At 61.0% G+C, this 22,515-nt stretch carries 23 protein-coding genes; 6 read left to right on the forward strand and 17 right to left on the reverse strand.

The features are described from left to right. Positions 1-23 precede the first annotated feature (23 nt). Positions 24-1,031: a DUF4837 family protein gene (locus QZ298_RS06325; protein ID WP_296006874.1), complete on the forward strand. Its 1,008-nt coding sequence runs from the start codon at positions 24-26 to the stop codon at positions 1,029-1,031. Positions 1,032-1,130: 99 nt separating this feature from the next. Then, the gene (gene cls / locus QZ298_RS06330; protein ID WP_296006877.1) at positions 1,131-2,546 is read left to right on the forward strand and encodes a cardiolipin synthase; all 1,416 of its coding nucleotides are present in this window, start codon (positions 1,131-1,133) and stop codon (positions 2,544-2,546) included. A gap of 69 nt (positions 2,547-2,615) precedes the next feature. Here the strand turns inward: cls and QZ298_RS06335 are convergent, their stop codons facing one another. Beyond that, positions 2,616-4,811, reverse strand: coding sequence for a RelA/SpoT family protein (locus QZ298_RS06335; protein ID WP_296006879.1), 2,196 nt, complete (start codon positions 4,809-4,811; stop codon positions 2,616-2,618). Between the two features lie 236 nt (positions 4,812-5,047). On the opposite strand from QZ298_RS06335, the gene QZ298_RS06340 reads away from it, so the two are divergent. After that, entirely contained in the window at positions 5,048-5,707 is a 660-nt protein-coding gene (locus tag QZ298_RS06340; RefSeq protein ID WP_296006882.1) for a hemolysin III family protein, read from the forward strand. Here the strand turns inward: QZ298_RS06340 and QZ298_RS06345 are convergent. The 6 genes from QZ298_RS06345 to prfA are packed head-to-tail and all read right to left on the reverse strand — an operon-like array spanning position 5,701 to position 10,632. Continuing rightward, the gene (locus QZ298_RS06345; RefSeq protein WP_296006884.1) at positions 5,701-6,522 is read right to left on the reverse strand and encodes a class I SAM-dependent methyltransferase; all 822 of its coding nucleotides are present in this window, start codon (positions 6,520-6,522) and stop codon (positions 5,701-5,703) included. The two genes, QZ298_RS06340 and QZ298_RS06345, sit on opposite strands and share 7 nt — an antisense overlap. Positions 6,523-6,575: 53 nt before the next feature. Continuing rightward, positions 6,576-6,764 (reverse strand): exodeoxyribonuclease VII small subunit, encoded by a 189-nt coding sequence (gene xseB, locus QZ298_RS06350; protein ID WP_296006887.1) that lies wholly within the window; start codon positions 6,762-6,764, stop codon positions 6,576-6,578. After that, positions 6,728-8,005 (reverse strand): exodeoxyribonuclease VII large subunit, encoded by a 1,278-nt coding sequence (gene xseA, locus QZ298_RS06355; protein WP_296006890.1) that lies wholly within the window; start codon positions 8,003-8,005, stop codon positions 6,728-6,730. Before xseA ends, xseB begins: the two co-directional genes overlap by 37 nt. 3 nt (positions 8,006-8,008) lie before the next feature. Beyond that, positions 8,009-8,893: a 1,4-dihydroxy-2-naphthoate octaprenyltransferase gene (gene menA / locus QZ298_RS06360; RefSeq protein WP_296006893.1), complete on the reverse strand. Its 885-nt coding sequence runs from the start codon at positions 8,891-8,893 to the stop codon at positions 8,009-8,011. A gap of 56 nt (positions 8,894-8,949) precedes the next feature. After that, positions 8,950-9,501, reverse strand: a complete 552-nt coding sequence (locus QZ298_RS06365; protein WP_296006895.1) for a TonB-dependent receptor — start codon at positions 9,499-9,501, stop codon at positions 8,950-8,952. Positions 9,502-9,546: 45 nt separating this feature from the next. Then, positions 9,547-10,632: a peptide chain release factor 1 gene (gene prfA / locus QZ298_RS06370; protein ID WP_296006896.1), complete on the reverse strand. Its 1,086-nt coding sequence runs from the start codon at positions 10,630-10,632 to the stop codon at positions 9,547-9,549. A 225-nt stretch (positions 10,633-10,857) separates the two neighbouring features. Here prfA and QZ298_RS06375 point away from each other — a divergent pair, with 225 nt between their 5' ends. After that, positions 10,858-11,748: a glycosyltransferase gene (locus QZ298_RS06375; protein ID WP_296006900.1), complete on the forward strand. Its 891-nt coding sequence runs from the start codon at positions 10,858-10,860 to the stop codon at positions 11,746-11,748. Between the two features lie 55 nt (positions 11,749-11,803). Here QZ298_RS06375 and QZ298_RS06380 read toward each other — a convergent pair whose 3' ends face one another. The 7 genes from QZ298_RS06380 to QZ298_RS06410 form a co-directional block, all read right to left on the reverse strand. Continuing rightward, entirely contained in the window at positions 11,804-12,805 is a 1,002-nt protein-coding gene (locus tag QZ298_RS06380) for an adenosine kinase (protein WP_296007127.1), read from the reverse strand. A gap of 33 nt (positions 12,806-12,838) precedes the next feature. Next, positions 12,839-13,819, reverse strand: coding sequence for a 6-phosphofructokinase (gene pfkA / locus QZ298_RS06385; protein WP_296006903.1), 981 nt, complete (start codon positions 13,817-13,819; stop codon positions 12,839-12,841). A 117-nt stretch (positions 13,820-13,936) separates the two neighbouring features. Continuing rightward, positions 13,937-15,274: a PspC domain-containing protein gene (locus QZ298_RS06390; RefSeq protein WP_296006907.1), complete on the reverse strand. Its 1,338-nt coding sequence runs from the start codon at positions 15,272-15,274 to the stop codon at positions 13,937-13,939. Positions 15,275-15,292: 18 nt separating this feature from the next. Beyond that, positions 15,293-16,168 (reverse strand): head GIN domain-containing protein, encoded by an 876-nt coding sequence (locus QZ298_RS06395; RefSeq protein WP_296006910.1) that lies wholly within the window; start codon positions 16,166-16,168, stop codon positions 15,293-15,295. Positions 16,169-16,191: 23 nt separating this feature from the next. After that, positions 16,192-16,530: a PadR family transcriptional regulator gene (locus tag QZ298_RS06400; RefSeq protein WP_296006912.1), complete on the reverse strand. Its 339-nt coding sequence runs from the start codon at positions 16,528-16,530 to the stop codon at positions 16,192-16,194. A gap of 5 nt (positions 16,531-16,535) precedes the next feature. Beyond that, positions 16,536-16,742, reverse strand: a complete 207-nt coding sequence (locus QZ298_RS06405) for a PspC domain-containing protein (RefSeq protein WP_296006913.1) — start codon at positions 16,740-16,742, stop codon at positions 16,536-16,538. Positions 16,743-16,746: 4 nt separating this feature from the next. Beyond that, positions 16,747-17,241, reverse strand: coding sequence for a PspC domain-containing protein (locus tag QZ298_RS06410; RefSeq protein WP_296006916.1), 495 nt, complete (start codon positions 17,239-17,241; stop codon positions 16,747-16,749). Positions 17,242-17,715: 474 nt separating this feature from the next. Here QZ298_RS06410 and QZ298_RS06415 point away from each other — a divergent pair, with 474 nt between their 5' ends. Next, positions 17,716-18,201, forward strand: a complete 486-nt coding sequence (locus QZ298_RS06415; RefSeq protein ID WP_296006921.1) for a hypothetical protein — start codon at positions 17,716-17,718, stop codon at positions 18,199-18,201. A gap of 115 nt (positions 18,202-18,316) precedes the next feature. Here the strand turns inward: QZ298_RS06415 and QZ298_RS06420 are convergent, their stop codons facing one another. The 3 genes from QZ298_RS06420 to QZ298_RS06430 all read right to left on the reverse strand — a co-directional run bounded on the left by QZ298_RS06420 (position 18,317) and on the right by QZ298_RS06430 (position 21,847). Then, positions 18,317-19,060: a succinate dehydrogenase/fumarate reductase iron-sulfur subunit gene (locus QZ298_RS06420; protein WP_296006924.1), complete on the reverse strand. Its 744-nt coding sequence runs from the start codon at positions 19,058-19,060 to the stop codon at positions 18,317-18,319. A gap of 93 nt (positions 19,061-19,153) precedes the next feature. Then, positions 19,154-21,100: a fumarate reductase/succinate dehydrogenase flavoprotein subunit gene (locus tag QZ298_RS06425; RefSeq protein WP_296006927.1), complete on the reverse strand. Its 1,947-nt coding sequence runs from the start codon at positions 21,098-21,100 to the stop codon at positions 19,154-19,156. 42 nt (positions 21,101-21,142) lie between these two features. Then, the gene (locus tag QZ298_RS06430; protein ID WP_296006929.1) at positions 21,143-21,847 is read right to left on the reverse strand and encodes a succinate dehydrogenase/fumarate reductase cytochrome b subunit; all 705 of its coding nucleotides are present in this window, start codon (positions 21,845-21,847) and stop codon (positions 21,143-21,145) included. Between the two features lie 115 nt (positions 21,848-21,962). Between QZ298_RS06430 and QZ298_RS06435 the strand changes: the two genes are divergently transcribed. After that, positions 21,963-22,502, forward strand: coding sequence for a 5-formyltetrahydrofolate cyclo-ligase (locus tag QZ298_RS06435; RefSeq protein ID WP_296006931.1), 540 nt, complete (start codon positions 21,963-21,965; stop codon positions 22,500-22,502). The last annotated feature ends 13 nt before the right edge of the window (positions 22,503-22,515 follow it).

Consider the following 22,515-nt stretch of genomic DNA (forward strand, 5'->3'; position numbering starts at 1 on the left):
TTTACTATATAACGTTTTTTACGATGAAAATATTCCGGTTTCTCTGTTTCGCGGCGCTGGTTGCCGTCATGGCAACGGGGTGCGACGCTTTCCAGAAGTCGACCCGTTCGCGGCTCAAGACGGCGCAGGGCGCCCCCTACGAGCTGCTTGTCGTGTGCGGGCAGCGCGAGTGGACGGGCGAGGTGGGCGATACGCTGCGGGCCGTGTTGACGGCGCCGATCGCCTATCTCAACCAGACCGAACCCTTGTTCGATGTGTTGCGCGTGCGTGCGCAGGATTTTACCGGCATGCTGGCCGATCATCGCAACATCTTGAAGGTCGTCGAAGACCCCGCGCTGACCGAAGCGTCGGTGGGCGTGCAATATGATCTGACGGCCGCTCCGCAGATCGTGCTGACGCTCCAGGGGCCGGACGACCGTGCCGTCGTGGAGTATGTCTCGAAGCATCGCGCCGAGTTGGTGCAGGTGTTGGAGGCCGCCGAGCGCAGGCGGGCCGTCGATTTTGCGGCTTCGTTCGGCGCTCCCCAGGTCGAAAAGGCCGTCCGGCAGACGTTCGGGGTCGACATGGCCGTGCCGCGGGGATATATCCTCGCCGCCGGGCAGGACGATTTCATCTGGGCGCGTTACGAATATCCCACCGCCAGCCAGGGTTTCTTCGTCTATTCCTATCCTTACGACGGCCCCGCGTCGCTCTCGGCCGAGGCGCTGCTCCAGGCCCGCAATCGCTTCGCGGCCCGGATTCCTGGCCCCTCCGACGGGTCGTATATGACCACTTCGATGGTCTTTCCGCCCGATTTCCGCATGTTCCGGCTCGAAGGGCGGCTGTGGTGCGAATTGCGCGGGTTCTGGGATGTCGAGGGCGACTTCATGGGCGGTCCGTTCGTGAGCTATACGACCGTCGACACCGCCACCGGCCGCGTGTTCACGCTCGACTGCTATGTCTATTCGCCCAAATTGCACAAGCGCAATTTCCTGCGCGGCGTCGAACATTTGCTCTACGGCGTGAAGTTTCCGGCGCAGGACGGCCGATAGCGCGCAGGAAGAGGCCGGTCTCCTTGCCGCCGTCGATGCGGGGCGTCCGCCGATCCGTGCCGACGACCGTCAGGCGGAAAAGCTAACCCATTGATTCCTATGCAGCAGATTCTGACCACGATATTTCTGGTCGTCTACACGGTGACGATCCTCGGCGTCGTTCTGGTCATCATTACCGATAACCGGAATCCGCTCAAGACGCTGCCGTGGATTCTCGTCTTGATACTGGCGCCCGGTGCCGGGCTGTTCTTCTACTTCTTTTTCGGGCAGAACCTTTCCAAACAGCGGATCATTTCGCGCCGCACGCGCAAGCGGATTACCATGCAGCTCGAAGAAGTCGACACGGCCGGGGGCCCGGCCGTTCCGCAGCACCATCTGCCGCTTTCGCGTCTGTTGCGCCAGACGGCCCATGCCGTGCCGCTCTACGGCAGCCGCATCACGCCCTATGTCGAGGGCGGGGCCAAGATGGATGCTTTGTTAGAGGCTGTCGGGTCTGCCAGCCACCACATCCATGTCCAATATTACATCTTCTGCGACGACGACACCGGGCGGCGGTTGCGCGATGCGCTCGTGGCCAAGGCCCGCGAGGGGGTCGAGGTGCGGGTGTTGTACGACGACGTGGGGTGCATGCGGGTAAAGAAAGCGTTTTTCGAGAGCATGCGCGCCGCCGGCATCGAGGTCTGCGCTTTTCTGCACGTCAAGTTCCCGCTTCTGACCAGCAAGGTCAATTATCGCAACCACCGCAAGATCGCGGTGGTCGACGGTTTGGTGGGATTCATCGGTGGCATGAACGTCGCCGACCGTTATGTTCGCGGCACGGCGCAGGGCGTGTGGCGCGATACCCATTTCCGGGTCGAGGGGTGCGGCGTGGCCGGTTTGCAGGCTTCATTTTTGAGCGACTGGTCGGCTACGACGCGGCAGAATGTTTCCGGCCCGGCCTACTATCCTGCTGCGGGACGTTTTACCGACAACATCATGCAGGTGGTCGCCAGCGGCCCCTTCGGCAAGTGGCGCACGCTCTTGCAGGCCGACAGCTTCGCCGTGTCGCGCGCTGCGCGCCGCATCTGGATCGAGACGCCCTACTGCCTCCCCTCCGATGCGCTGAACATGGCGTTGCAGGAGGCGGCCTTGGCCGGTGTCGACGTGCGGCTGATGCTGCCCGGACACTCCGATTCGCGTGTGGTCGATCTGGCGGGCCGTTCCTATTTGGACGATCTGATGAAAGCCGGCGTCAAGATCGCATTCTATACGCCGGGGTTCCTCCACTCCAAGTTGTTGATCGTCGACGACGATCTTGCGGTCATCGGCTCCGCCAACATGGATTTCCGGAGTTTCGAGCACAACTTCGAGGTCAGCGCCTTCGTCTACGACCGCGATTTCAATGCCCGGATGGCGGCCGTTTATGAGGACGATCTGCGGCAGTGCCGCATGCTTTCGCCCGGCGAGTGGTTCAACCGTCCGCGCACGCAGCGCTGGGCCGAATCGTTCATGCGGGTATTTTCGCCGTTGCTGTGACGAAGCACCCGACGGACGATCGTTGTTTTGTCCGCTGTCCGGTGTTGTTAAAACGCTTGTTAAAACGTTTTAATTGACTCTGTACGCTCGTTGTACGCCCTTGATCCGCAGAATCGAGTGGATCAGCGTGTCGACGACTCCCGTACCCGGGACTTCCACCGCCACCGTGCCGGCCACGCAGCCGCCCGAGGCGGTCTCGAAGTTCATCGAGCGGATGTTCAGCTTCAGGTCGCGGCTGATGGTCTCCGTGATGCGGTTGGCCATGCCCGTGAGGTCGGCCGCCACGATGCGGATCGTCACGCGGAACGCGCCGTCGGCCGCGCTGCGCCAGCGCGCCTCGATCACACGGTAGGGGTAGTTCTCGCGCATGCGCTTGGCATTGGGGCAGTCGGCGCGGTGGATGGTAACTCCCGCGTTGATGGTCACGAAACCGAATACCTCGTCGCCTTTGATCGGGTTGCAGCAGCGGGCCAGCTTGTACTGGATTTTCGAGATGTCGTCGTCGATGACCAGGGCGTCCTGCGAAGCGGGAGTTTCGCGCGGAGCGTAGGCTTTCTGCCGTTCGGCTTCGGCCGCCGCAGCGCGGCGTTCCTCCTCGGCCTGGCCCGAAAGATGGCGCGCCAGAATCTCCTTGATCGATCCGAAGTCGACTTTTTGCGTGGCGATAAGGGCATAGACCTCGGTGCCGAGCCGGAGTTTGAAGTATTTGCCCAGGTAGGCCACCGCCTCGTCGATGCTGAGGCCCAATTTCCAGTTCTTGAGCTTGCGCTCCAGCTCCTCGCGCCCCATGCGGGTATGCTTGGCCTGCTCTTCACGCAGGAACGATTTGATCTTGTTGCGCGCCTTGGAAGTAACCACCACCGAGAGCCAGTCGGCCTTGGGTGTCTGGTTTTTCTGGGTCTGGATCTCCACGATGTCGCCGTTGTGCAGCACGTCGCGGATCGATGCCGCACGGTTGTTGACCTTGCCGCTCACGCAGGTCGCTCCCAGCGAGGTGTGGATGTCGAAAGCGAAGTCGAGCAGCGTAGCTCCCTCGGGCAGCTTGCGCAGGTCGCCGTTGGGCGTGAAGACGAAAATTTCGCCCGACGCGGGCTTGGCGTCGAAGCGCTTGGCCAGCGAATGGGGCGTGTCCTCCATCAACTCGCGCAGGCGGCTGAGCCACATTTCGCTGGTCTGCGCCCCCTGGTTCACGCCCTTGTAGCGCCAGTGGGCCGCAATGCCGCGTTCGGCCACGGCGTCCATGCGCTCGGTGCGTATCTGCACCTCGACCCAGCGGCCCTCGGCCGAGACGGTGGTGTGGAGCGATTCGTAGCCGTTGGACTTGGGAATCGAAATCCAGTCGCGCATGCGCTTGGGGTTGGGCGTGTAGAAGTCCGTTACCACCGAATAGGCCGTCCAGCATTGCTGCTTCTCCTCTTCGCGCGGGCAGTCGATGATGATGCGCAGGGCGAAGATGTCGTAGACGCCCTCGAAGGGCACGTGCTGCTTGTGCATCTTCGTCCAGATCGAAAAAATCGACTTGGTGCGGCTCTTGATGTGGTAGCGGATGCCCAGCTTTTTCAGCCGCTCCTCGACCGGTACGAGAAAACGCGCGATGAAAGCGCGGCGCTCGTCGGCGCTCTCTTCGAGCTTCTGCACGATGTGCTCGTAGTCTTTGGGTTCGAGGTATTTGAGCGCGATGTCTTCCAGCTCGCTTTTGATGCCGTAGAGACCCAGTTTGTGGGCGATCTGGGCGTAGAGGTTGAGCGATTCCCAACTCTTTTTGCGCCATTTCTCGCGCGGGAAGATGTCGAGCGAGCGCATCACTTCCAGCCGGTCGGCCAGCTTGATGAGGATCACGCGCGGGTCTTCGGAGTAGCTGACGATCAGGTCGCGGAAATTGTCGGCCTGCTCCTTGGAAGTCTTGAGTTTCAGAGCCGAGATGTTGGCCAGCCCTACCGTGATGCCTGCGACTTCTTCGCCGAAGCGGGTGCGGATTCCGTCGGTCAGCGCCAGAAATTCTTCGCCGGGCAGCTGCTTGTGGGCCAGGCGCACCACGTCGTGGAGAATCGAGGCGATGGCCGAATTGCGGCCCAGCCCGATTTCGGAGATGACGATCGCCGCCACTGCCACGGCATGATCCAGCATCGGCGTGCCGTCGTAGCGGAGCTGATCCGCCAGATGCTTGTCGGCCCACTCCAAGGCTTCGTCGACCAGCTGTGCGGTATGATCCGGAAACGAGGCGCGCACCAGCGTCCGGAATTTTTCGTAGCGTGAAAAGTCCATTTTACCTAACCTTTTAACCTTGTGCCGTTTCTGCGGAAACGGCTATTTGCAAAGATAGTAATAAGTTGAGTGCAATGCCAAATTTATTTGAGCATTGCCGAAACGAAGTATCTTCGGTGCAACCAAAGATACGAATAAGCCGAATACAAAACCAAAAGCTGTTGAGACGGAGTATCTTCAACGTAGCCAATGTACAAAAAAATCCCTACATTTGATGCGTTCAATTCCGTCCCCTTATGCAGGCAAAAACGAAACCGGTCTATGTGCCGACCGTAGGCGAGGAGATCGCCAATTCGATCACTCATGGCGTGATGTCGCTGGCGACGCTCCTGGCATTGCCTTTCTCGGCCGTGTGGGCCTATGCGCATGCCGGCGGCAGCGTGGCTGCGGCGGTTTCGGTCAGCGTCTTCGTGGTGTCGATCTTTCTGATGTTCCTCGCTTCGACGCTCTACCACTCGATGAACCCGCAGTCGCGCCACAAGGAGGTGTTCCACATCCTCGACCATATTTTCATCTATGTCGCTATCGCCGGAAGCTATACGCCGGTGGCCGTGTCGGTAATCGGCGGGTGGCAGGGATTGACGATTACCTTGCTGCAATGGGCTATGGTGGTGTTCGGGGTCTTCTACAAGTCGTTGTCGCGCAAGTCGATCCCTGCTGTCAGTCTGACGATCTATCTGGTCATGGGGTGGACGATCGTTTTCTTCTTGCCGCTCTTCGTCCGCCAGGCCTCGGTGCCGTTGTTGGCGCTGATCGCCGCAGGCGGGGTGTTCTACACCGTCGGGGCCTGGTTCTACGCCCGCAAGGGATTCCGCTACCACCACATGGTGTGGCATCTGCTCATCAACCTGGCGGTCGTCTGCCATTTTATCGGCATCGTTTTCTACCTTTATTGATCTTTTTGCCGATCCGTGGCGGCGGGTTCATAGGCCGGAATTCGACGTTTGTATACCACGTAGATGTGGTCTTCAGGCAGAGCGTAGCGCTTGCGGTCGGCTTCGTCGAACGCGGCGGCATAGTCGATGTCGGCCGCCTCGAATCCCGCTTCGCGCAGCCGGTCGGCGTAGTCGGCGCCGTAGATGCGCCGGTGGTCGTATTGTCCGAAGATGCGGGTGCGTTGCTCGGGATCGGCGATGGTGTCGTCTTCGAACGTGCGTTCGCGGTTCGGGTCGACGGGCGAAAGCACGATGCCCCAGCCTCCGGGCCGCAGGATGCGGTGCAGTTCGCGCAGCGCCAGCCGGTCGTCGGCCACGTGTTCGAGCAGGTGGTTGCAGATCACGGCATCGACCGACGCATCGGGCAGCGGGATGCGCTGCACGTCGAAATGCAGGTCGGCCAGCGGGCTTTCCAGGTCGGCCGTGACATAGCGCTCGGGGCAGGTCGTGAAGTGAGGCTTCAGATGACGCATGATGCACGCTTCGGGTGCTATGTGGAGCGTCTGGGGATGGGTGTGCAGCAAGTCGGTTTCGCGCGTGAGGTAGAGCCACAACAGCCGGTGGCGTTCGAGCGATAGGCAGTTGGGGCATAGTGCGTTGGGACGCGAATGCACGTAGCCGTAGGGCAGCAGCTTGCGGTAGTGCCTGCCGCAAACCGGGCATTCCACGCGATGTCCTTTGTAAAACAGGCCGGCCAGCGGCACGGCCCAGCCGGCCATGCGTTGCAGCACGGGCCGGGGGATGCGGTTGAGCGCCCAGCGGATCAGAGAAGCCATATTCAACATTTCGGTCGGAGTTCAAGACGGCGGGATGAGCCGTCGGGGTGTCTCTATTCCAGGATTTTGTTCACTTCTTCTTCGGCTTTCAGCAGCCGCGCCTTGCAGGCGGCGATCAGCGCCGTTGCGCGGGCGACTTCCCGGGCCAGGTCGTCGATGGCGATCTCTTCGCGCTGGATGCGTCCCAGAATCTCCTCGACCTGGGTCATCGCTTCTTCGTAGGTCGGTTCTTTTTTTGCCATAGGGTCGTGTGGTTTATCGTTGCGTTGAGGCTGCCGTCGGCGAGACGGATTTCCACTTCGTCGCCGGCTTGGATCTGTGCGGCCGAGGTCAGCGCGCGGCCGCCGCTGCGCAGCAGGGCGAAGCCCAGCTGGAGCAGCCGTTCGGGGCTGTGCGCCGCGATGATTTCGGCCGCGTTGTCGAGGCGCAGGCCTTGGTGGGCCAGCAATTCGCGGGCCACGTCTGCCGGGCGGCCGCTCTGTTGGGCCAGCCGCATCTTTTCGCGCGCGAAACGCTCGCCAGTCAGGTGCCGCAGGTCGCCCCGTCGTTTTTCGAGTTCCAGCGCGGCGGCATGGGTGCGGCTGCGGGTGGTCTCCGCCAGCCGCAGAGCCGCCGTGTCGAGGGCGGTGCAGAGCTGCCCCGATCGTTCTACGAGCCATCCGGCCACGGCGGTGGGGGTCTTCAGGGCCGCGAATGCCACCATGTCGGCGATGCTCGTGTCCTTGTCGTGGCCGATGCCGGTCAGCACGGGGAGCGGGAACTGCGCCACGTGGGCGCAGAGTCGGTAGGCGTTGAAGCAGTTCAGGTCGCTGGCCGAGCCGCCGCCGCGGATGAGCGCCACAGCATCGAATTCCTCTTGCTGCCCGACGATGCGGCCGAGTGCGTCGATGATCGAATTTTCGGCTTCGGCACCTTGCACGAATGCGTCGAAAAGCGTGATCCGGAAGCGGTAGGGGGATTGCTCCAGCTCCTTGCAGAAGTCGCGGAAGCCTGCGGCCTGGGCGCTCGACACCACGGCTATGCGCTGCATGGCGGCCGGTGCGCATATTTCGCGGTTCATCTCCCAGACCCCCTCCTGCTGCAATTGCTGGATGGTCTGCTGCCGCTGCCGCGCCATGTCGCCCAGCGTGTAGGCCGGGTCGATGTCGGTAATCTGGAGCGAGAAGCCGTAGATTTCATGATAGGTAACCAGCGCCTTGGCCAGGATATGCAGCCCTGCGGTCAGCCGCTCGCCCGTGCCGGTCGCGAAAGCCGCTGCGATGCGCGGGTAGTTGCTGCTCCAGATCATGGCGCGCGCCTGGGCCGTCGGCACGCCGTTCGCTCCGCCTTTTTCGACCAGCTCCAAGTAGCAGTGGCCCGAGTAGTTGACTTTGATTTCGGCGATTTCGGCACTGACCCACACCGGCAGTTCGAACTGCTCGTCGAGCGTCCGTTTGACGGCGCGTTGCAGTTCGCGCAGGGTAATATGCCGGGGTTCGGCCATGCTTTAGCCCAGAAGTATGCCGATGGTAAGCAACAGACCGAACAACTGCATGTTGCGGGCCGTTTCGCCTAAACAAACATTCAGTTCGTCCCCGTGGTCGATGCGGATCATCTTGCGCCACGTCCGAAAGAACGGTATGCCGTAGAGCAGCGGCAGGAATGCGGCCCAAGGTCGTCCGTCGAGACCGAGCGAAAGCGTGAGCGCCAGAGCGGCGATGCCGAGCGCCAGGTAGCCCCAGCGGCCGGCCTGCTCGCCCAGGATGACGACGATCGTGCGCTTGCCGCATCGGGCATCTTCGTTACGGTCGCGGAAATTATTGATCCACAGCATGGTATCGATGACCAGTCCGCATGCCAGCGCCGCGGCTGTGATCTGCGGTGTCCAGCATCCGGTCTGAATCCAGTAGGTAAAGCAGGCGGGAATCACGCCGAAGAAAGTAACGACGGCCACGTCGCCCAGTCCATGGTAGGCCAGGGGCCAGGGGCCGGCCGTGTAGAGGTAGGCGAAGAGTATGCAGGCCAGCCCTACGAAGATGAGTTCCCAGCCGCCGAAAAAGAGCAGCCCGCAGCCGACGGTTCCGGCGGCGATCGTGAATCCGGCGATGCCGGCTTTCATGGCCGGCAGCGTGATGTAGCCCTTGGCGAATGCGCGGTCGGGGCCGAGGCGGTCGGGCTGGTCAGCGCCCCGCTGGAAATCCCATAGGTCGTTGACCAGATTGGCTGTGCATTGGGTCAGTACGGCGAAAAGCAAGCACAATGCTGTGATCGTGAGGCTGAATTGTCCGTCGCTCCAAGCCATGGCCGAGCCGACGGCCACGGGAATGACCGCCGCTCCGAGGCTGTAAGGGCGCACGGCGAGTATCCAGGCGGCTAAAGAATTGGTCTTCATTGAGTTATTTTTTTGCGGTTTTTATGCTGCGGTTTTTCGCGATGGCCCCGCGTTGTTCATCGTATTCGGATGTAAGGTTCGCCCGGCATGCGTTTGCCTTCGGGAAGCTGGATGCTCACGACGCCTTCGCTTTCGACGGGCCGGCCGTTCTTGAGTGCCGGACGCCACTGCGGTGCTTCGGCCATGGCTTTCAGCACACGCCGTTTCAGCCGGCTGTCGGTCGCGTCGAGCACCTGGGTAACGACGGTCGCGCCCTCGGCGGTGACCTTGTAGCGTACGGCCACCCGGGCGGCCGGTTCGTCGCTGTCCCACCGCACCTGGCGGGCGATGTAGCGCCCGAAAGGAAGCGAGTCGGGGAAAACGGCCGGCGAGTCGTATTTCAAGGTAATGACGACCACGCCGTTGGATGCCTTGTCGCCGTAGCGGGCTATGGTCTCCTCGTCGGCGGGCAGGCAGTCGATGTGTTCGATATCATCGGTGTCGATCGAGCCGGCCTCTTCGGCGGGGCATACCTTGCCGTTGACGATGTAAAGCGGCGGACGTTGCTGCGCGGCGAGCGGCATCCCCATGCAGAGAAGCGCCGCCAGGAGAAAAAGATTACGGATCATGGCAGACTTTTTTGCCGAACGCTTCGGGTGCCTGAAAAATTGCCTTTAGAGTTCGCTTTCCTTGAGCCGCTCGGCGTTCTCGGCCACGATCAGATGGTCGATGCAGTCCTGGATGTCGCCGTCCATGAAAGCTGCCAGGTTGTAGATCGTGTAGTTGATGCGGTGGTCGGTAATGCGCCCCTGCGGGTAGTTGTAGGTGCGGATCTTGGCCGAGCGGTCGCCCGTCGAGACCATCGTCTTGCGCTTGGAGGCGATTTCGTCCAGATACTTGGAATATTCCAGGTTGAAGACGCGCGTGCGCAACTCCTCGAACGCCTTGTCGAAGTTCTTGAGCTGCGATTTCTGGTCCTGGCACTGCACGACGATGCCTGTGGGGATGTGGGTCAGGCGGATGGCCGAATAGGTCGTGTTGACCGACTGGCCGCCCGGCCCCGAGGCGCAGAAGATGTCCTTGCGGATGTCGTTCATCGAGATTTCGATGTCGAATTCTTCGGCTTCGGGAAGCACGGCTACCGAGGCTGCCGAGGTGTGGACGCGTCCCTGGGTCTCGGTCTGCGGCACGCGCTGCACGCGGTGGACGCCCGACTCGTACTTGAGCGTTCCGTAGACGTTCTGTCCCGAGACTTTCATCACCACTTCCTTGTAGCCGCCGGCAGCGCCTTCCGAGAAGGAGGTGAGTTCGTAGCGCCACCCTTTCGACTCGACATACTTGGTGTACATGCGCAGCAGGTCGCCTGCGAAGATGGCCGCCTCGTCGCCGCCCGTGCCGCCGCGGATCTCGACGATGGCGTTCTTCGAGTCCTGCGGATCCTTGGGGATGAGCAGCAGCTTGATTTCCTCCTCCATGCGGTCGATGGCCGGTTCGAGTTCGGCGATCTCCTCGCGGGCCATTTCGCGCATCTCCTCGTCCTTGTCGTTGAGCAGCACGTCTTTGGCTTCGGAGAGGTTGGCGATGGCCGTGCGGAAGCGCTCCGACGTTTCGATGATCGGTTCGAGTTCCTTATACTCCTTGTTGAGCTGCACGAACTGCTTCACGTCGGCGATCACTTCGGGGTCGGTAAGTTTCTGCCCGATCTCCTCGTATTTGAGTTTCAGCCCGTCGAGACGGGTCAGGATGGAAAGGTCTGCCATAAAAGTGTCTTTGCTTAAGACGCAAAGATACGAATAAGCGAGCGCAAAAGCAAGTTTACTTGCATTTTGCCGAGCGGGAGCGTCTTGGGCGCAGCCAAAGTCGAAAAGCCGGGAGTAAAAGAGGGGGCGGTTTTGCCCGAATATCGTATCTTGGACGCGGTCGAATGATAATCGGGAATCCTGATTCCCGGCAGGTTTTTCCGTATAAATTGTTATCTTCGCATCATGATTCGTTTGTCGCTCGTCATCCCTACGCACAACCGGGCTGCTTCGTTGTTGGAGCTGCTCGAATCGGTGGTGCGGCAGACGGCCGATCCGGCAGCGTGGGAATGCGTGGTGGTCGACAACGCCTCGACCGACGATACGTCCGTACGCTTCGCCGCTTTCGCCGCCTCCCACCCGGATTTCAACTTGCGGATGGTCTACGAACCCGAACCCGGGGTTTCGCACGCCCGCAACCGGGGTTTTCAGGAGGCGCGGGCCGCGAGGGTGGCGGCGGTCGACGACGACGAGCGCATCAACGAGGGTTTCGTCGCTGCCTATCTGGATTTCTTCGCTGCGCATCCCGATGCTGTGGTGGCCGGGGGGCGTATCGTGGCGGAATATACGACTGCACGGCCGCGCTGGATGTCGAAATATACCGAGATGCCCGTGGCCAATCCGATGGATTTCGGCCCGGAGGTGCGTCCGTTTCCGCGCGGGCGGGTGCCGGGCGGCGGCAACATGGCGTTCCGGCGCGACGCGGCGCTGCGTTACGGCGGGTTCGACGTGTCGTTGGGGCGTGTGGGCCGCGAGTTGATCGGCGGCGAGGAGAACGATCTGTTCGAGCGGATGCTGCGGGGCGGCGAGACGATCTGGTATGTACCCGGCGCTGTGATATGGCATATCATCCCGCCCGAAAAACTGACCGAGTCTTATTTTCGGCGCTTGTGTTGCAACGTCGGCCGGAGCCAGCGGCTGCGGGCTGCGATCCATCGCCGCCGGTGCAAAGCGCGGATACTCGAAATCATGAAATGGGGCGCTACGCTGCTGCTGTGTTGCACGATGCGGCCTTCTCAGGCCCGCTGGCTGTTAAAAATGCGGTGGCATATCTCCCGGGGGCTGTTTTTCGAATAAAACAGGAGGGAGCGCCTTCTCGGACACTCCCTCCCGCTTCTTCTTCGCCGCCTGCTCAAAACAGGTACTTTTCGGTCTTTACCTTGTTGACCAGACGGTAAATGTCTTTCCAGGCATCTTCGCCGAACGTGGTGCCCACGACTTCGATCACTTTGCCGGCCGTGATGGCACCGATCGTGCCGCACTGGCGCAGCGACAGCCCGTCGCACAATCCCGAAAGGAACCCCGCGGCATAGAAATCGCCCGCACCGGTGGTGTCGACGCGTTTGGCTGCCGCCATGATGCCTACGTGCACTACTTCGTCGCCCTGCTTGATCAGGGCGCCTCGCGTGCCGATCTTCACTACGGCCAGCTCGCACATGCCCGAAATCATCTGAAGCGCATTGAGCGGCTCGGCCTCGCAGGTAAACGCTTTGGCTTCGTCCTCGTTGGCGAAAACGATGTCTACGAAACTGCTTACCAGGTCGCGCAGGAACACCAGATTCTCGGCCACGATGTTGAAGCTCGCCAGGTCGATCGCTACTTTCAGTCCGCAGGCCTTGGCCGTCTCGGCCGCCTTGCGGATCAGGGCGTGATCCTGAACCAGGTAGCCTTCGACGTAAAGGCAGTCGTAGCCCTCGAAGATGGCGGGGGCGATCTCTTCGGCGCTCAATTCGAGCGCCGCACCCAAGTGGGTAACCATCGTTCGTTCGCCGTCCGGCGAGATGAGCGACACGCATTTGCCCGAACGCTCCTTGCCGCGGAAGACCACCGGCGCGACCTTGAGGTTTTCGAGCGCCTGGACGAAGAAGTCGCCCGTGGTGTCCTGTCCCACCTTGCCGATGAAGCCCACTTTGCAGCCCAGCTGCGCCATGGCGCGGATGGTATTGCCGGCCGAGCCGCCCAGCGAGAGCGAGTAGGGAAGTCCGGCCACCGACTTGGAGATGTCGGTTTGCAGGCGGGTGTCCACCAGGTTCATCGAGCCTTTGGGCAGGTCGAAGCGCTCCAGCACGGAGTCGGTTTTCAGGTTGACCAGCATGTCGGTCAGCGCGTTGCCGATGCCAATAACGCGGTTTATCGTCAGCATGAGTTCGGGTTTAGGGTCGCAGGATTATATCGAAAGGATTTTTACCAGATCGAGGTTTTGACGGTCGATGCCTTTGTTGTGTTTTACGGCCTTGGAGAAGGGCACGTAGACGATCTTGCCGTTCTCGGTGCCGATCATCACGTTGCGCTGTCCCTCCATGATCGCTTCGATGGCTGCTTCGCCCATGCGCGAGGCCAGGATGCGGTCGAAAGCCGTGGGCGAGCCGCCGCGCTGGATGTGGCCCAGGATCGTGACGCGCGCGTCGTATTGCGGGAATTCTTTCTTGACGCGTTCGGCCAAAGCTGTGGCGCCGCCCGTCAGGGGATTCTCGGCTACGATGACGATCGCCGAATTCTTGCTCTTGCGGAAGCCGTGGTTGATGAGTTCGGCCAGCTGGTCGACTTCGGTCTCCATCTCGGGGATGATCGCTGCTTCGGAACCGGTAGCCAGAGCGCTGTTGAGCGCCAGGTAGCCGGCCGTGTGGCCCATGACCTCCACGAAAAAGAGGCGTTCGTGGCTCGACGCCGTGTCGCGCAGCTTGTCGACGGCCTCCATGATGGTGTTCAGTGCCGTGTCGTAGCCGATCGTCGAGTCGGTGCCGCCCAGGTCGTTGTCGATGGTGCCCGGAAGTCCCACGATCGGTACGTTGTACTCCTGCGCGAAGATGCCGGCGCCCGTGAGCGAACCGTCGCCGCCGATGACCACCAAGGCGTCGATGCCGGCGGCCACCATGTTGTCGTAGGCTTGCTTGCGTCCTTCGGGCGTGGCGAACTCCTTGCATCGGGCGGTTTTCAGAATCGTGCCGCCCAGCTGGATGATGTTGCTGACGCTCTGCGATTTGAAGTCGACGATCTCATTGAACACCAGGCCTTTGTAGCCGCGCATGACTCCTTTCACGGCAAAGCCGTTGTAGATCGCGCTGCGGGTTACCGCACGGATTGCCGCATTCATGCCGGGGGCGTCGCCTCCCGACGTGAGAATGCCGATACATTTGATACTTGCCATAGTTTACCGTTAACTAACAAAACCGGTCAAAGTTAATAATTATTTCAAATTTCTCAAAAAATGCCGGGCGGAGTCGCAACCCTGCCCGGCATTGTCGTTCCGTCGTTTCGACGCTTCTTATTCAGTGGTGCCGTCCGCAGCGTTGTCCCTTGTCCGGGATGCCGGTTTGCGCGCCGTTTTGTTCGTTTTTCTGTCTGCCGGTTCGTCGGTCTGCACGGTGGCAGCGATGCGCTTGCCGTCGGAAGTGATGTCCAGGCGGGATTTTTCCTTGTCGACCACGATGTCCAGTCCTTTCGAGGGGACGGTTATATGGACGGACTTCAAGTCGTTTTCGACGATTTGTTCATCTTCGAATTCGTTGAGCATCCGTTCCAGGGTCGTCGTGTCGCCGTCGATGACCACTTTGCTTTGGAGCATGCGCCCCATCGTCTTGTATTTGTGGCTTATTCCTGTGCTTACGTTTTCGCGCACGGCCAGGCACGAGAGTGCGACGATGTTCGTCAGCCACAGCAGGAAGAAGATCAGCACCGTCTTGCCGCCCGGCTTGCGCGAGGCGATCAGACACATCATGACGTAGATCAGCAGGATGACCGGAATGAGCAGGGCGAAGATGCCGAGAATCGGCAGCCACAGCGACATGTCGTGCAGGAACGCCGGCGAGAGCGGCAGATCGTGGCCGCCCACCAGCAGGGCGAACAGCCCGATGATCAGGGCGCAGGCCAGCATGATGAATCCGAAGACCAGCAGCCCGGCGAAAATCTTGCAGAGCATCAGCACGATCTTGCCCATGACCGAAACCGCTTCGGCGATTACCGGTTTGGCATGTCCGTCGGGGTCGTAGGCTCCTGCGGCGGCCGTCGTGCGGCGGATGGTCTGTTCGGTAATCTTTTCGCCGTTCATCTCCAGTTTCTGACGGGCGGTGCGGGCCGCCGGCACAGCGAACCACATGATCAGGTAGCAGATGATGAAGATGCCGAACAGATTGGCCATCATCGGCCCTGTCCAGCGCAGCAGCGGCACCCACTGGAAGCAGGTAAGCAGCAGCGGCAGGAAGAGCGCCAGCCGCACCCACACGGGGTCGATGTCGAAGTATTTGCCGATGCCCGAGCAGACGCCGCCCAACTTGGCGTTGTCGCTGTCGCGGTAGAGGCGGCGGGGGATGCGCGGCCCGCCGCGGCGGGCGTCGTCCAGATCGGCGTCGGAGATGTCCGCGGCCGAACCCATCTGGCGGATGATGTTCTGCACCAGGGGCAGCTCGACCACGTGGGTGTTGTCCTGCGCCGAGAGGATCAGTTCGGCGATGCGCGCCTCGATGTCGGCCACGATCTCTTCGCCGTCGGCCGAATTCTCATAGCTTTTCTTCAGGCTCTCGATGTAGGCGGCGAGCGCTTCGTAGGCGTCGGTGTCCAGTGTAAAGGCCACGCCCGAGAGACTGCATTTTTTTACCTCTTTCATGATATCTTGCGATCTGGGTTATTCGGCGTGCACGCTGCCGCCGCTCGATTTGCTGATGCGGGTTTCGCATCGGCCCGAATAGCGGATGAGCGAACCGCTCGAAGCCTTGGCCTGGAGACGTTCCGTACAGCGGATGCGGGCCGAGGAGCCGCTCGACGTCTCGATATCGTAGTGCTGCACGGCGAAGTTCTTGGCCGTTAATTTCGAGGCCGAGCTGAGGTCGGCTTCGCACTCCTGCGCCGTGCCTTCGATTTCGATCTTCGAGGCGCTCGACGCGGCGATGTCGCACTTCGCAGCGTTGACCGTGGCTTCGATTTGCGAGGCGCTCGATGTCTCGATGTCGCAGTCGGTGGCCTTTACCGTGGCTTCGATCATTGCAGCGCTCGATGCGTCGATCTTGCACTCCGTAGCTTCGACGGCTGCGACGATGCGGGCGGCGCTCGATGCCGAGAGCTTCGTTTTCGCGGCGGTCAGCGGCTGCTTGCAGCGAATCTGCGCCGCGCTGTTCGCCACCAGGCTGCGGAGTCCGTCGGGATGGGGTGCCGTGACGGAGACATGACAGTCGCGCAAATCCTTGACCGACCGGTCGATGCCGACTTTGAGCTTGCCTTCCTCGACGGTCACGATGACCTTGTCGATCAGGTTGTCGTCGGCGTCGATGCGTGCGGTGCGGCTTTCCGTGCCGGTCACGATGACTTCTACGCTGCGCGAGGCTTCGATGGCCTGGAATGCCGGCACCTCCTGCATGCGGGTAACGATTCGGCCGCTGCCTTTCACGCGCTGGGCAAAGAAACGTTCGTCGGCGAACACTTTTTTTGCCGTCAGTCCCAGCAGACAGCCGATGATGGCGGCCAGGAATCCCAGGCCGGCGATGAGCAGAAAGAGTTTTTTCATAATCGTGGAGTGTTGGTTCGGGTTCATATTTCGGTTTTGCCGTGGCGGATGGTGCGGATCTGTCCGACCAGCTCGTCCCAGGCCTGATCGAGGGCCGTCAAATACTCGCGGCCTTTCTCCGTGAGGGTGTAGTATTTGCGCGGCGGGCCTTGCGGCGACTCTTCCCAGCGGTAGGTCAGCAGCCCGGCGTTCTTCTGGCGCGTGAGGATCGGGTAGAGCGTACCCTCGACCACGATCATCTCGGTTTGCTTCAGCTCGGCGATGATCTTCGGGGCGTAGGAATCCCCGCGCGAGAGAATGGCCAGGATGCAGTACTCCAGGATGCCCTTGCGCATCTGCGCCTTTACGTTGTCTTCAGCCATAGCGGTCAAGCGTTAAGTTGTTTGGGGGCCTTGGGCACGAGGATCCAGAGGATGATGTAGACCCAGAGCGAAAGCCCGCCGAAGAGGATCAATATCAGGGTGGCGATGCGCAGCAGCGCCGTATCCAGGCCGAAGAATTCAGCCAGACCGCCGCAGACGCCGGCTATGATGCCGTTGCGCGTGCGGTAGAGTTTTCGTTTGTCGGTTGCCATGTCGTTATGGTTTTTTGTCGGTTGTCGTGAATTTCGGTGCGGGGGCCTCGGGAATGATGATCCATAGGATGATGTAGACCCAGAGCGAAAGCCCGCCGAAGAGAATCAGCAGCAGCGTGACGATCCGAACGAGCGTGGGATCGGTGCCGAAGAACTCGGCCAGACCGCCGCAGATGCCCGCTATCGAACGGTCGCGGCGCGACCGGCGCAGCATCGGGCGCGGAGTTGCGGCGGGTGCGTGCTGCTCGCCGAAGTCGGAGGGCTGTCCCATGCGCTCGATGGCCGCGCGCACCATGTCGGCCGTCACGACCTGCATGGGCGATGCGATGCGCTCGTGGAAAATTTCGGCGAAACGCCGTTCGATGTCGTCCATGGTCTCCTGTACGTTGGCTGAAAGCCGGCTGCGTACGTCGTCCAGATACTCTTTCAACAGTCGGTAGGCGTCCAGGTCGACGGTAAACGCTACCGAGCCGATATTGGCGTTGATCGTTTCTTTCATGATCCGGCTGGTTTGCTATTTTTCTGCTGCAAATATAATGCAAGTTTTGGTATTATGCAATACAAAGTACTAATTTTTTCAAAAATTTGATGTTTCGTCCGATTTCCATTATCTTTGTTTCCGGCCGGGGAGTGCTTGCTGCGCTTCCCGGTGCGGAGCGGCGGCCGGGTACGGACGCAGAACCGTCGGGAAAGAGAGGGAGGATATTCTCCCCTGCTTTTCGTGGCATGACGAACGAATACCTCTAAGATATACATACAGATAAAAGACAGTTCCCATTCGACCCGGAGTGGCGGCAAGCTACGGCTTCCGCCAGTGTGGTGTGTAGATTCAGCAATCCGCTGACGGCGTAAGACGCAATCCGCATGCGTATGCGATTTCCGCAACGAGCGATTTTGCGGTGCCGTCAGTTGTCCATCCCAGTTTGCGGCGGTGTTGCTCCGAAGGACTCCTCCGCCGCATCCATTCCAGCGATTGCTTTTCACGGTTGCCACGGGCTACCGCAGCAACGCGACGGGAGCCTTGGAGAACGTCGGCACGAACGGCTATGCTTGGTCGTCGTCGTCCTACGCAGCGGGCAATGTCAACGCAGGCATGTTGAACTTCAATTCAGGCAACGTGAACCCGTTGAACAACGGGAACCGCGCTATCGCGCGTGCCGTGCGCTGCGTCCAGCATCTGCATGGGGCTGTTTTTTATCTTCTTGCTTTCGGGCTGCGGGGCCGCAACCGGATGCTTCGGCCCGGCGGGCCGAGGGTCGGACAATTTGTTCCGGCGGGCGGATATGGAATTGCTGCCTCCTCGGCGAACGAACCGCACGGGAGAGACAGCGACCGGCAGCTGATTATAAGCAAGGTTCTGTCTCTATTATTCGTGCGGGCATGCAGCCCTTTCCTGTGGTCATGGCGCCGCTTTCACAACAAAACCTGCAATCGGAAAAGATTGCAGGTTTTGTTGTGAAAGCGAGACCTCCCGAAACACCGATGAACGTATGCTCTCTCGGTGTCCGGAGCGGGGCTTTCCATGAAAGACTTCCGGGCGGGCGGCAACAGCCGCATCGGTGGAACCCTCTTTTTTAGTCCTCGAACTTCGCCGAGAGGAATTCGCGGTTCAGTCGGGCGATGTGGGCGATCGAAATCGACTTCGGGCACTCGGCCTGGCAGGCGCCGGTGTTGGTGCAGTTGCCGAAGCCCAGTTCGTCCATCTTCGCCACCATGGCCTTGGCGCGGCGGGCACCCTCTACGCGGCCTTGCGGGAGCTTGGCCAGCGACGAGACGCGGGCCGCCACGAAGAGCATAGCCGAGCCGTTCTTGCACGTCGCCGCGCAGGCGCCGCAGCCGATGCAGGCCGCCGCATCCATCGACTCGTCGGCATCGGCCTTCGGAATCGGCATGGCATTGGCGTCGGGCACCGAGTTGGTGCGCACCGAGATGAAGCCGCCGGCCTGGAGAATCTGATCGTAGGCCGAACGATTGACCACCAAGTCCTTGATGACGGGGAACGCTGCCGAGCGCCACGGCTCGATGGTAATCGTCGCGCCGTCCTTGAACTTGCGCATGTAGATCTGGCAGGTCGTCGCACCCTGGCTCGGGCCGTGGGCCTCGCCGTCGATGTGCAGCGAGCACATGCCGCAGATGCCTTCGCGGCAGTCGTGGTCGAATGCCACGGGTTCCTTGCCTTCGTGGATGAGGTTGTTGTTCAGGATGTCGAGCATCTCCAGGAACGAGGTGTCGGCCGAGATGTTGTCGACCTTGTAGTATTCGAACGCTCCTTTCGACTTGGCGTCCTTCTGACGCCATATCTTCAAAGTGAAATTCATAATCTCAAATTGTTATTTCTCGTCCCGCTGTCGCAGACCCGAGTTGTCGGGGCCGGCGGTGCGGTTTCGATTCATGTTGTACGTCAGTCGGTTTTAGTCTTTGTAGTTGCGCTGGGCCGGGTGTACGAACTCGAAGTTGAGCGGTTCTTTGGTCAGCTCCGGCGCCTCGTCCATGCCTTTGTATTCCCATACGGCGGCGTAGACGAAGTTTTCATCGTCGCGCTTGGCCTCGCCCTCCTCGGTCTGGTGCTCCGAGCGGAAGTGGCCGCCGCACGACTCCTCGCGGTTCAGTGCATCGCGGGCCATCAGCTCGCCCAGTTCCAGGAAGTCGGCCAGACGCAGCGCCTTTTCCAATTCGACGTTGAATTCGTTTTCCGAGCCTACGAGTTTCACATCCTGCCAGAACTCCTTGCGCAGGGCCTGAATCTCGGCGATGGCCTTTTCGAGCGACTCCTTGGTGCGGGCCATGCCGACGTTCTCCCACATGATGTGGCCCAGCTTCTTGTGGATGTCGTCCACCGACTGCTTGCCCTTGATCGAGAAGAGCTTGGCGATCTTCTCCTTCACGTCCTTTTCAGCTTGGTCGAAAGCCGGCGTGTCGGTCTTTACCTTCGGAGCTTGGATCTTGTGCGAGAGGTAGTCGCCGATGGTGTAGGGCAGCACGAAGTAGCCGTCGGCAAGACCCTGCATCAGGGCCGAAGCGCCCAGACGGTTGGCTCCGTGGTCCGAGAAGTTGGCTTCGCCGATGGCGTAGAGGCCCGGGATGGTGGTCATGAGGTTGTAGTCGACCCAGATGCCGCCCATCGTATAGTGCACGGCGGGGAAGATCTGCATCGGCTCCTCGTAGGGGCTGACGTCGGTGATCTCTTCGTACATGTCGAAGAGGTTGCCGTAGCGCTGCTTGATGATCTCCTTGCCCAGCCGTTCGATCGCGGTCTTGAAGTCGAGGAAGACGGCCAGGCCGGTCTCGTTCACGCCGAAGCCTGCGTCGCAGCGCTCCTTGGCGGCACGCGACGCCACGTCGCGCGGCACGAGGTTGCCGAACGCCGGGTAGCGGCGCTCCAGGTAGTAGTCGCGGTCTTCTTCGGCGATGTCCGAAGGTTTCTTGGCGCCCGAGCGGATGGCCTTGACGTCTTCGATCTTCTTCGGCACCCAGATGCGGCCGTCGTTGCGCAGCGACTCCGACATGAGGGTCAGTTTCGACTGCTGGTCGCCATGCACGGGGATGCAGGTGGGGTGGATCTGCGTGAAGCAGGGGTTGGCGAAGCCGGCGCCCTTGCGGTAGCACTGGAATGCGGCCGAGCCGTTCGACGCCATGGCGTTGGTCGAGAGGAAGAAGACGTTGCCGTAGCCGCCCGTGGCGATCACGACGGCGTGGGCTCCGTGGCGTTCGATTTCGCCCGTTACCAGGTTGCGGGCGATGATGCCCTTGGCTTCGCCGTCTTCGATGACGATGTCGAGCATCTCATGACGCGGGTAGCTCTTGACCGAACCTGCGGCGATCTCCTTGTTCAGCGCGGCGTAGGCGCCCAGCAGGAGCTGCTGGCCCGTCTGGCCGCGGGCGTAGAACGTACGCGACACCTGTGCGCCGCCGAACGAGCGGTTGGCCAGCAGGCCGCCGTATTCGCGGGCGAAGGGTACGCCCTGGGCCACGCACTGGTCGATGATGAGGTTCGACACCTCGGCCAGACGGTAGACGTTGGCTTCGCGGGCACGGTAGTCGCCGCCCTTGATCGTGTCGTAGAAGAGGCGGTATACCGAGTCGTTGTCGTTCTGGTAGTTCTTCGCAGCGTTGATACCGCCCTGCGCCGCGATCGAGTGGGCGCGGCGGGGCGAATCCTGGATGCAGAAGATTTTGACGTTGTAGCCCAGTTCGCCGAGCGACGCGGCTGCGGAGGCGCCGCCCAGGCCCGTTCCGACGATGATGACGTCGAGTTTGCGTTTGTTGGCCGGGCTTACGACCTTGATCGCCGCCTTGTGGTTGCTCCACTTCTGTGCGAGTTCGCCGGCGGGAATTTTAGCATCTAATTTGAGAGCCATATATTCGTATTGTTATATTGTTCTTGAAAACGGGTCGGAGGGTTAGCAGATGCCTGCGCAGCAGGGGCACAGACTCTTGGCGAAGTAGATCACGACCACGGCGGCGAAGCCTGCGAAGATGATCGTAGCCACGATGTTGGCCAGGCACTTCAGGCGCGGATACCACGTGTCGTTGGCCCAGCCCACGGTCTGGAACATCGACCACACGCCGTGCGTGAGGTGGAACCAGAGTGCTGCGAACCACAGCAGGTAGAGTGCCACGTAGTACCACTGCGAGAAGGTGTAGGCGATGAGCGCTGCGCCGTCGGTGGGGGCGTAGCCCAGCGCGTTGACGTGGCTGCCCGTAAGTTCGACGAGCTGCATCTTCGCCCAGAAGTTGAAGAGGTGCAGCGCCAGGCCGCCCAGTACGATGAAGCCCAGCACGAGCATGTTCTTCGAGGCCCACGACACGCCGTGCTCCTTGACGGTCACTTCGTAGCGCTGCGAGCCGCGAGCACGGTAGTTGTTGAGCGTCAGCACGACCGCATAGGCGAAGTGCAGTACCACCAGTGCGGCCAAACCTGCCGTGCCGACCAGTGCATACCAGTTGGCGCCCAGGAATCCGCAGATTGCGTTGTAGGCTTCGGGCGAGAAGAGCACGGTAATGTTCATGGCCATGTGGAAGAGGATGAAGAGCACCAGGGCGCAGCCCGAAACGCTCATTACCAACTTCTTGCCCAGCGAAGAATTGCAGAGAAAGCAGTTCATAACGATAATTTTGTTATATTTGTTAATATTTGATGTGTTCCGTCTGCAAAGATAGCCATTGTTTGCGGAATAACAATAGAAGCAGCGGGGAAATTGAACCGAAAACGAGGGTTTTATGACAAAGAAAGAATGGCGTGCGATGATGAAACGGCGTAACCTCGCATTGGCGGGCGACGTGCGTCGCCGGATGTCGGAGCAGCTGATCGGGCGCATCGGGGAGTTGCCGGAGTTCGCCGCGGCACGATGCGTGGGGCTGTTCTGTGCATTGCCCGACGAGCCGGACATGACGGCGGCCCTGGCAGCCTGGAGCTGCGGGAAACGCGTCGTCGTGCCGCGGGTCGAGGGCGAAACGATGCAGTTCTACGACTACGATCGCGCGACGATGGTCTGCGGGGCGTTCGGCATCGCCGAGCCGGGGGCCGGTGCGCGGGTGTGCCGGCCGGAGGAGATCGAGCTGGTCGTGGTGCCGGGCGTGGCGTTCGATCGCTGCGGTGCGCGCCTGGGGCGCGGAAAAGGGTTTTATGACCGCTATCTGTCGCAGTCCGGGGTGCGGGCCGTGAAGATCGGGGCGTGCTATGCCCACCAACTGGTCGAAGCGCTGCCGGTCGAGCCGCACGACGTGAGGATGGATCGGGTGGTGTGTGTCGGAGAGTGACGCCGCAGGCCGG

It is taken from the genome of uncultured Alistipes sp. (assembly GCF_910580175.1).
In the GTDB taxonomy this organism is placed as follows: Bacteria; Bacteroidota; Bacteroidia; order Bacteroidales; family Rikenellaceae; genus Alistipes.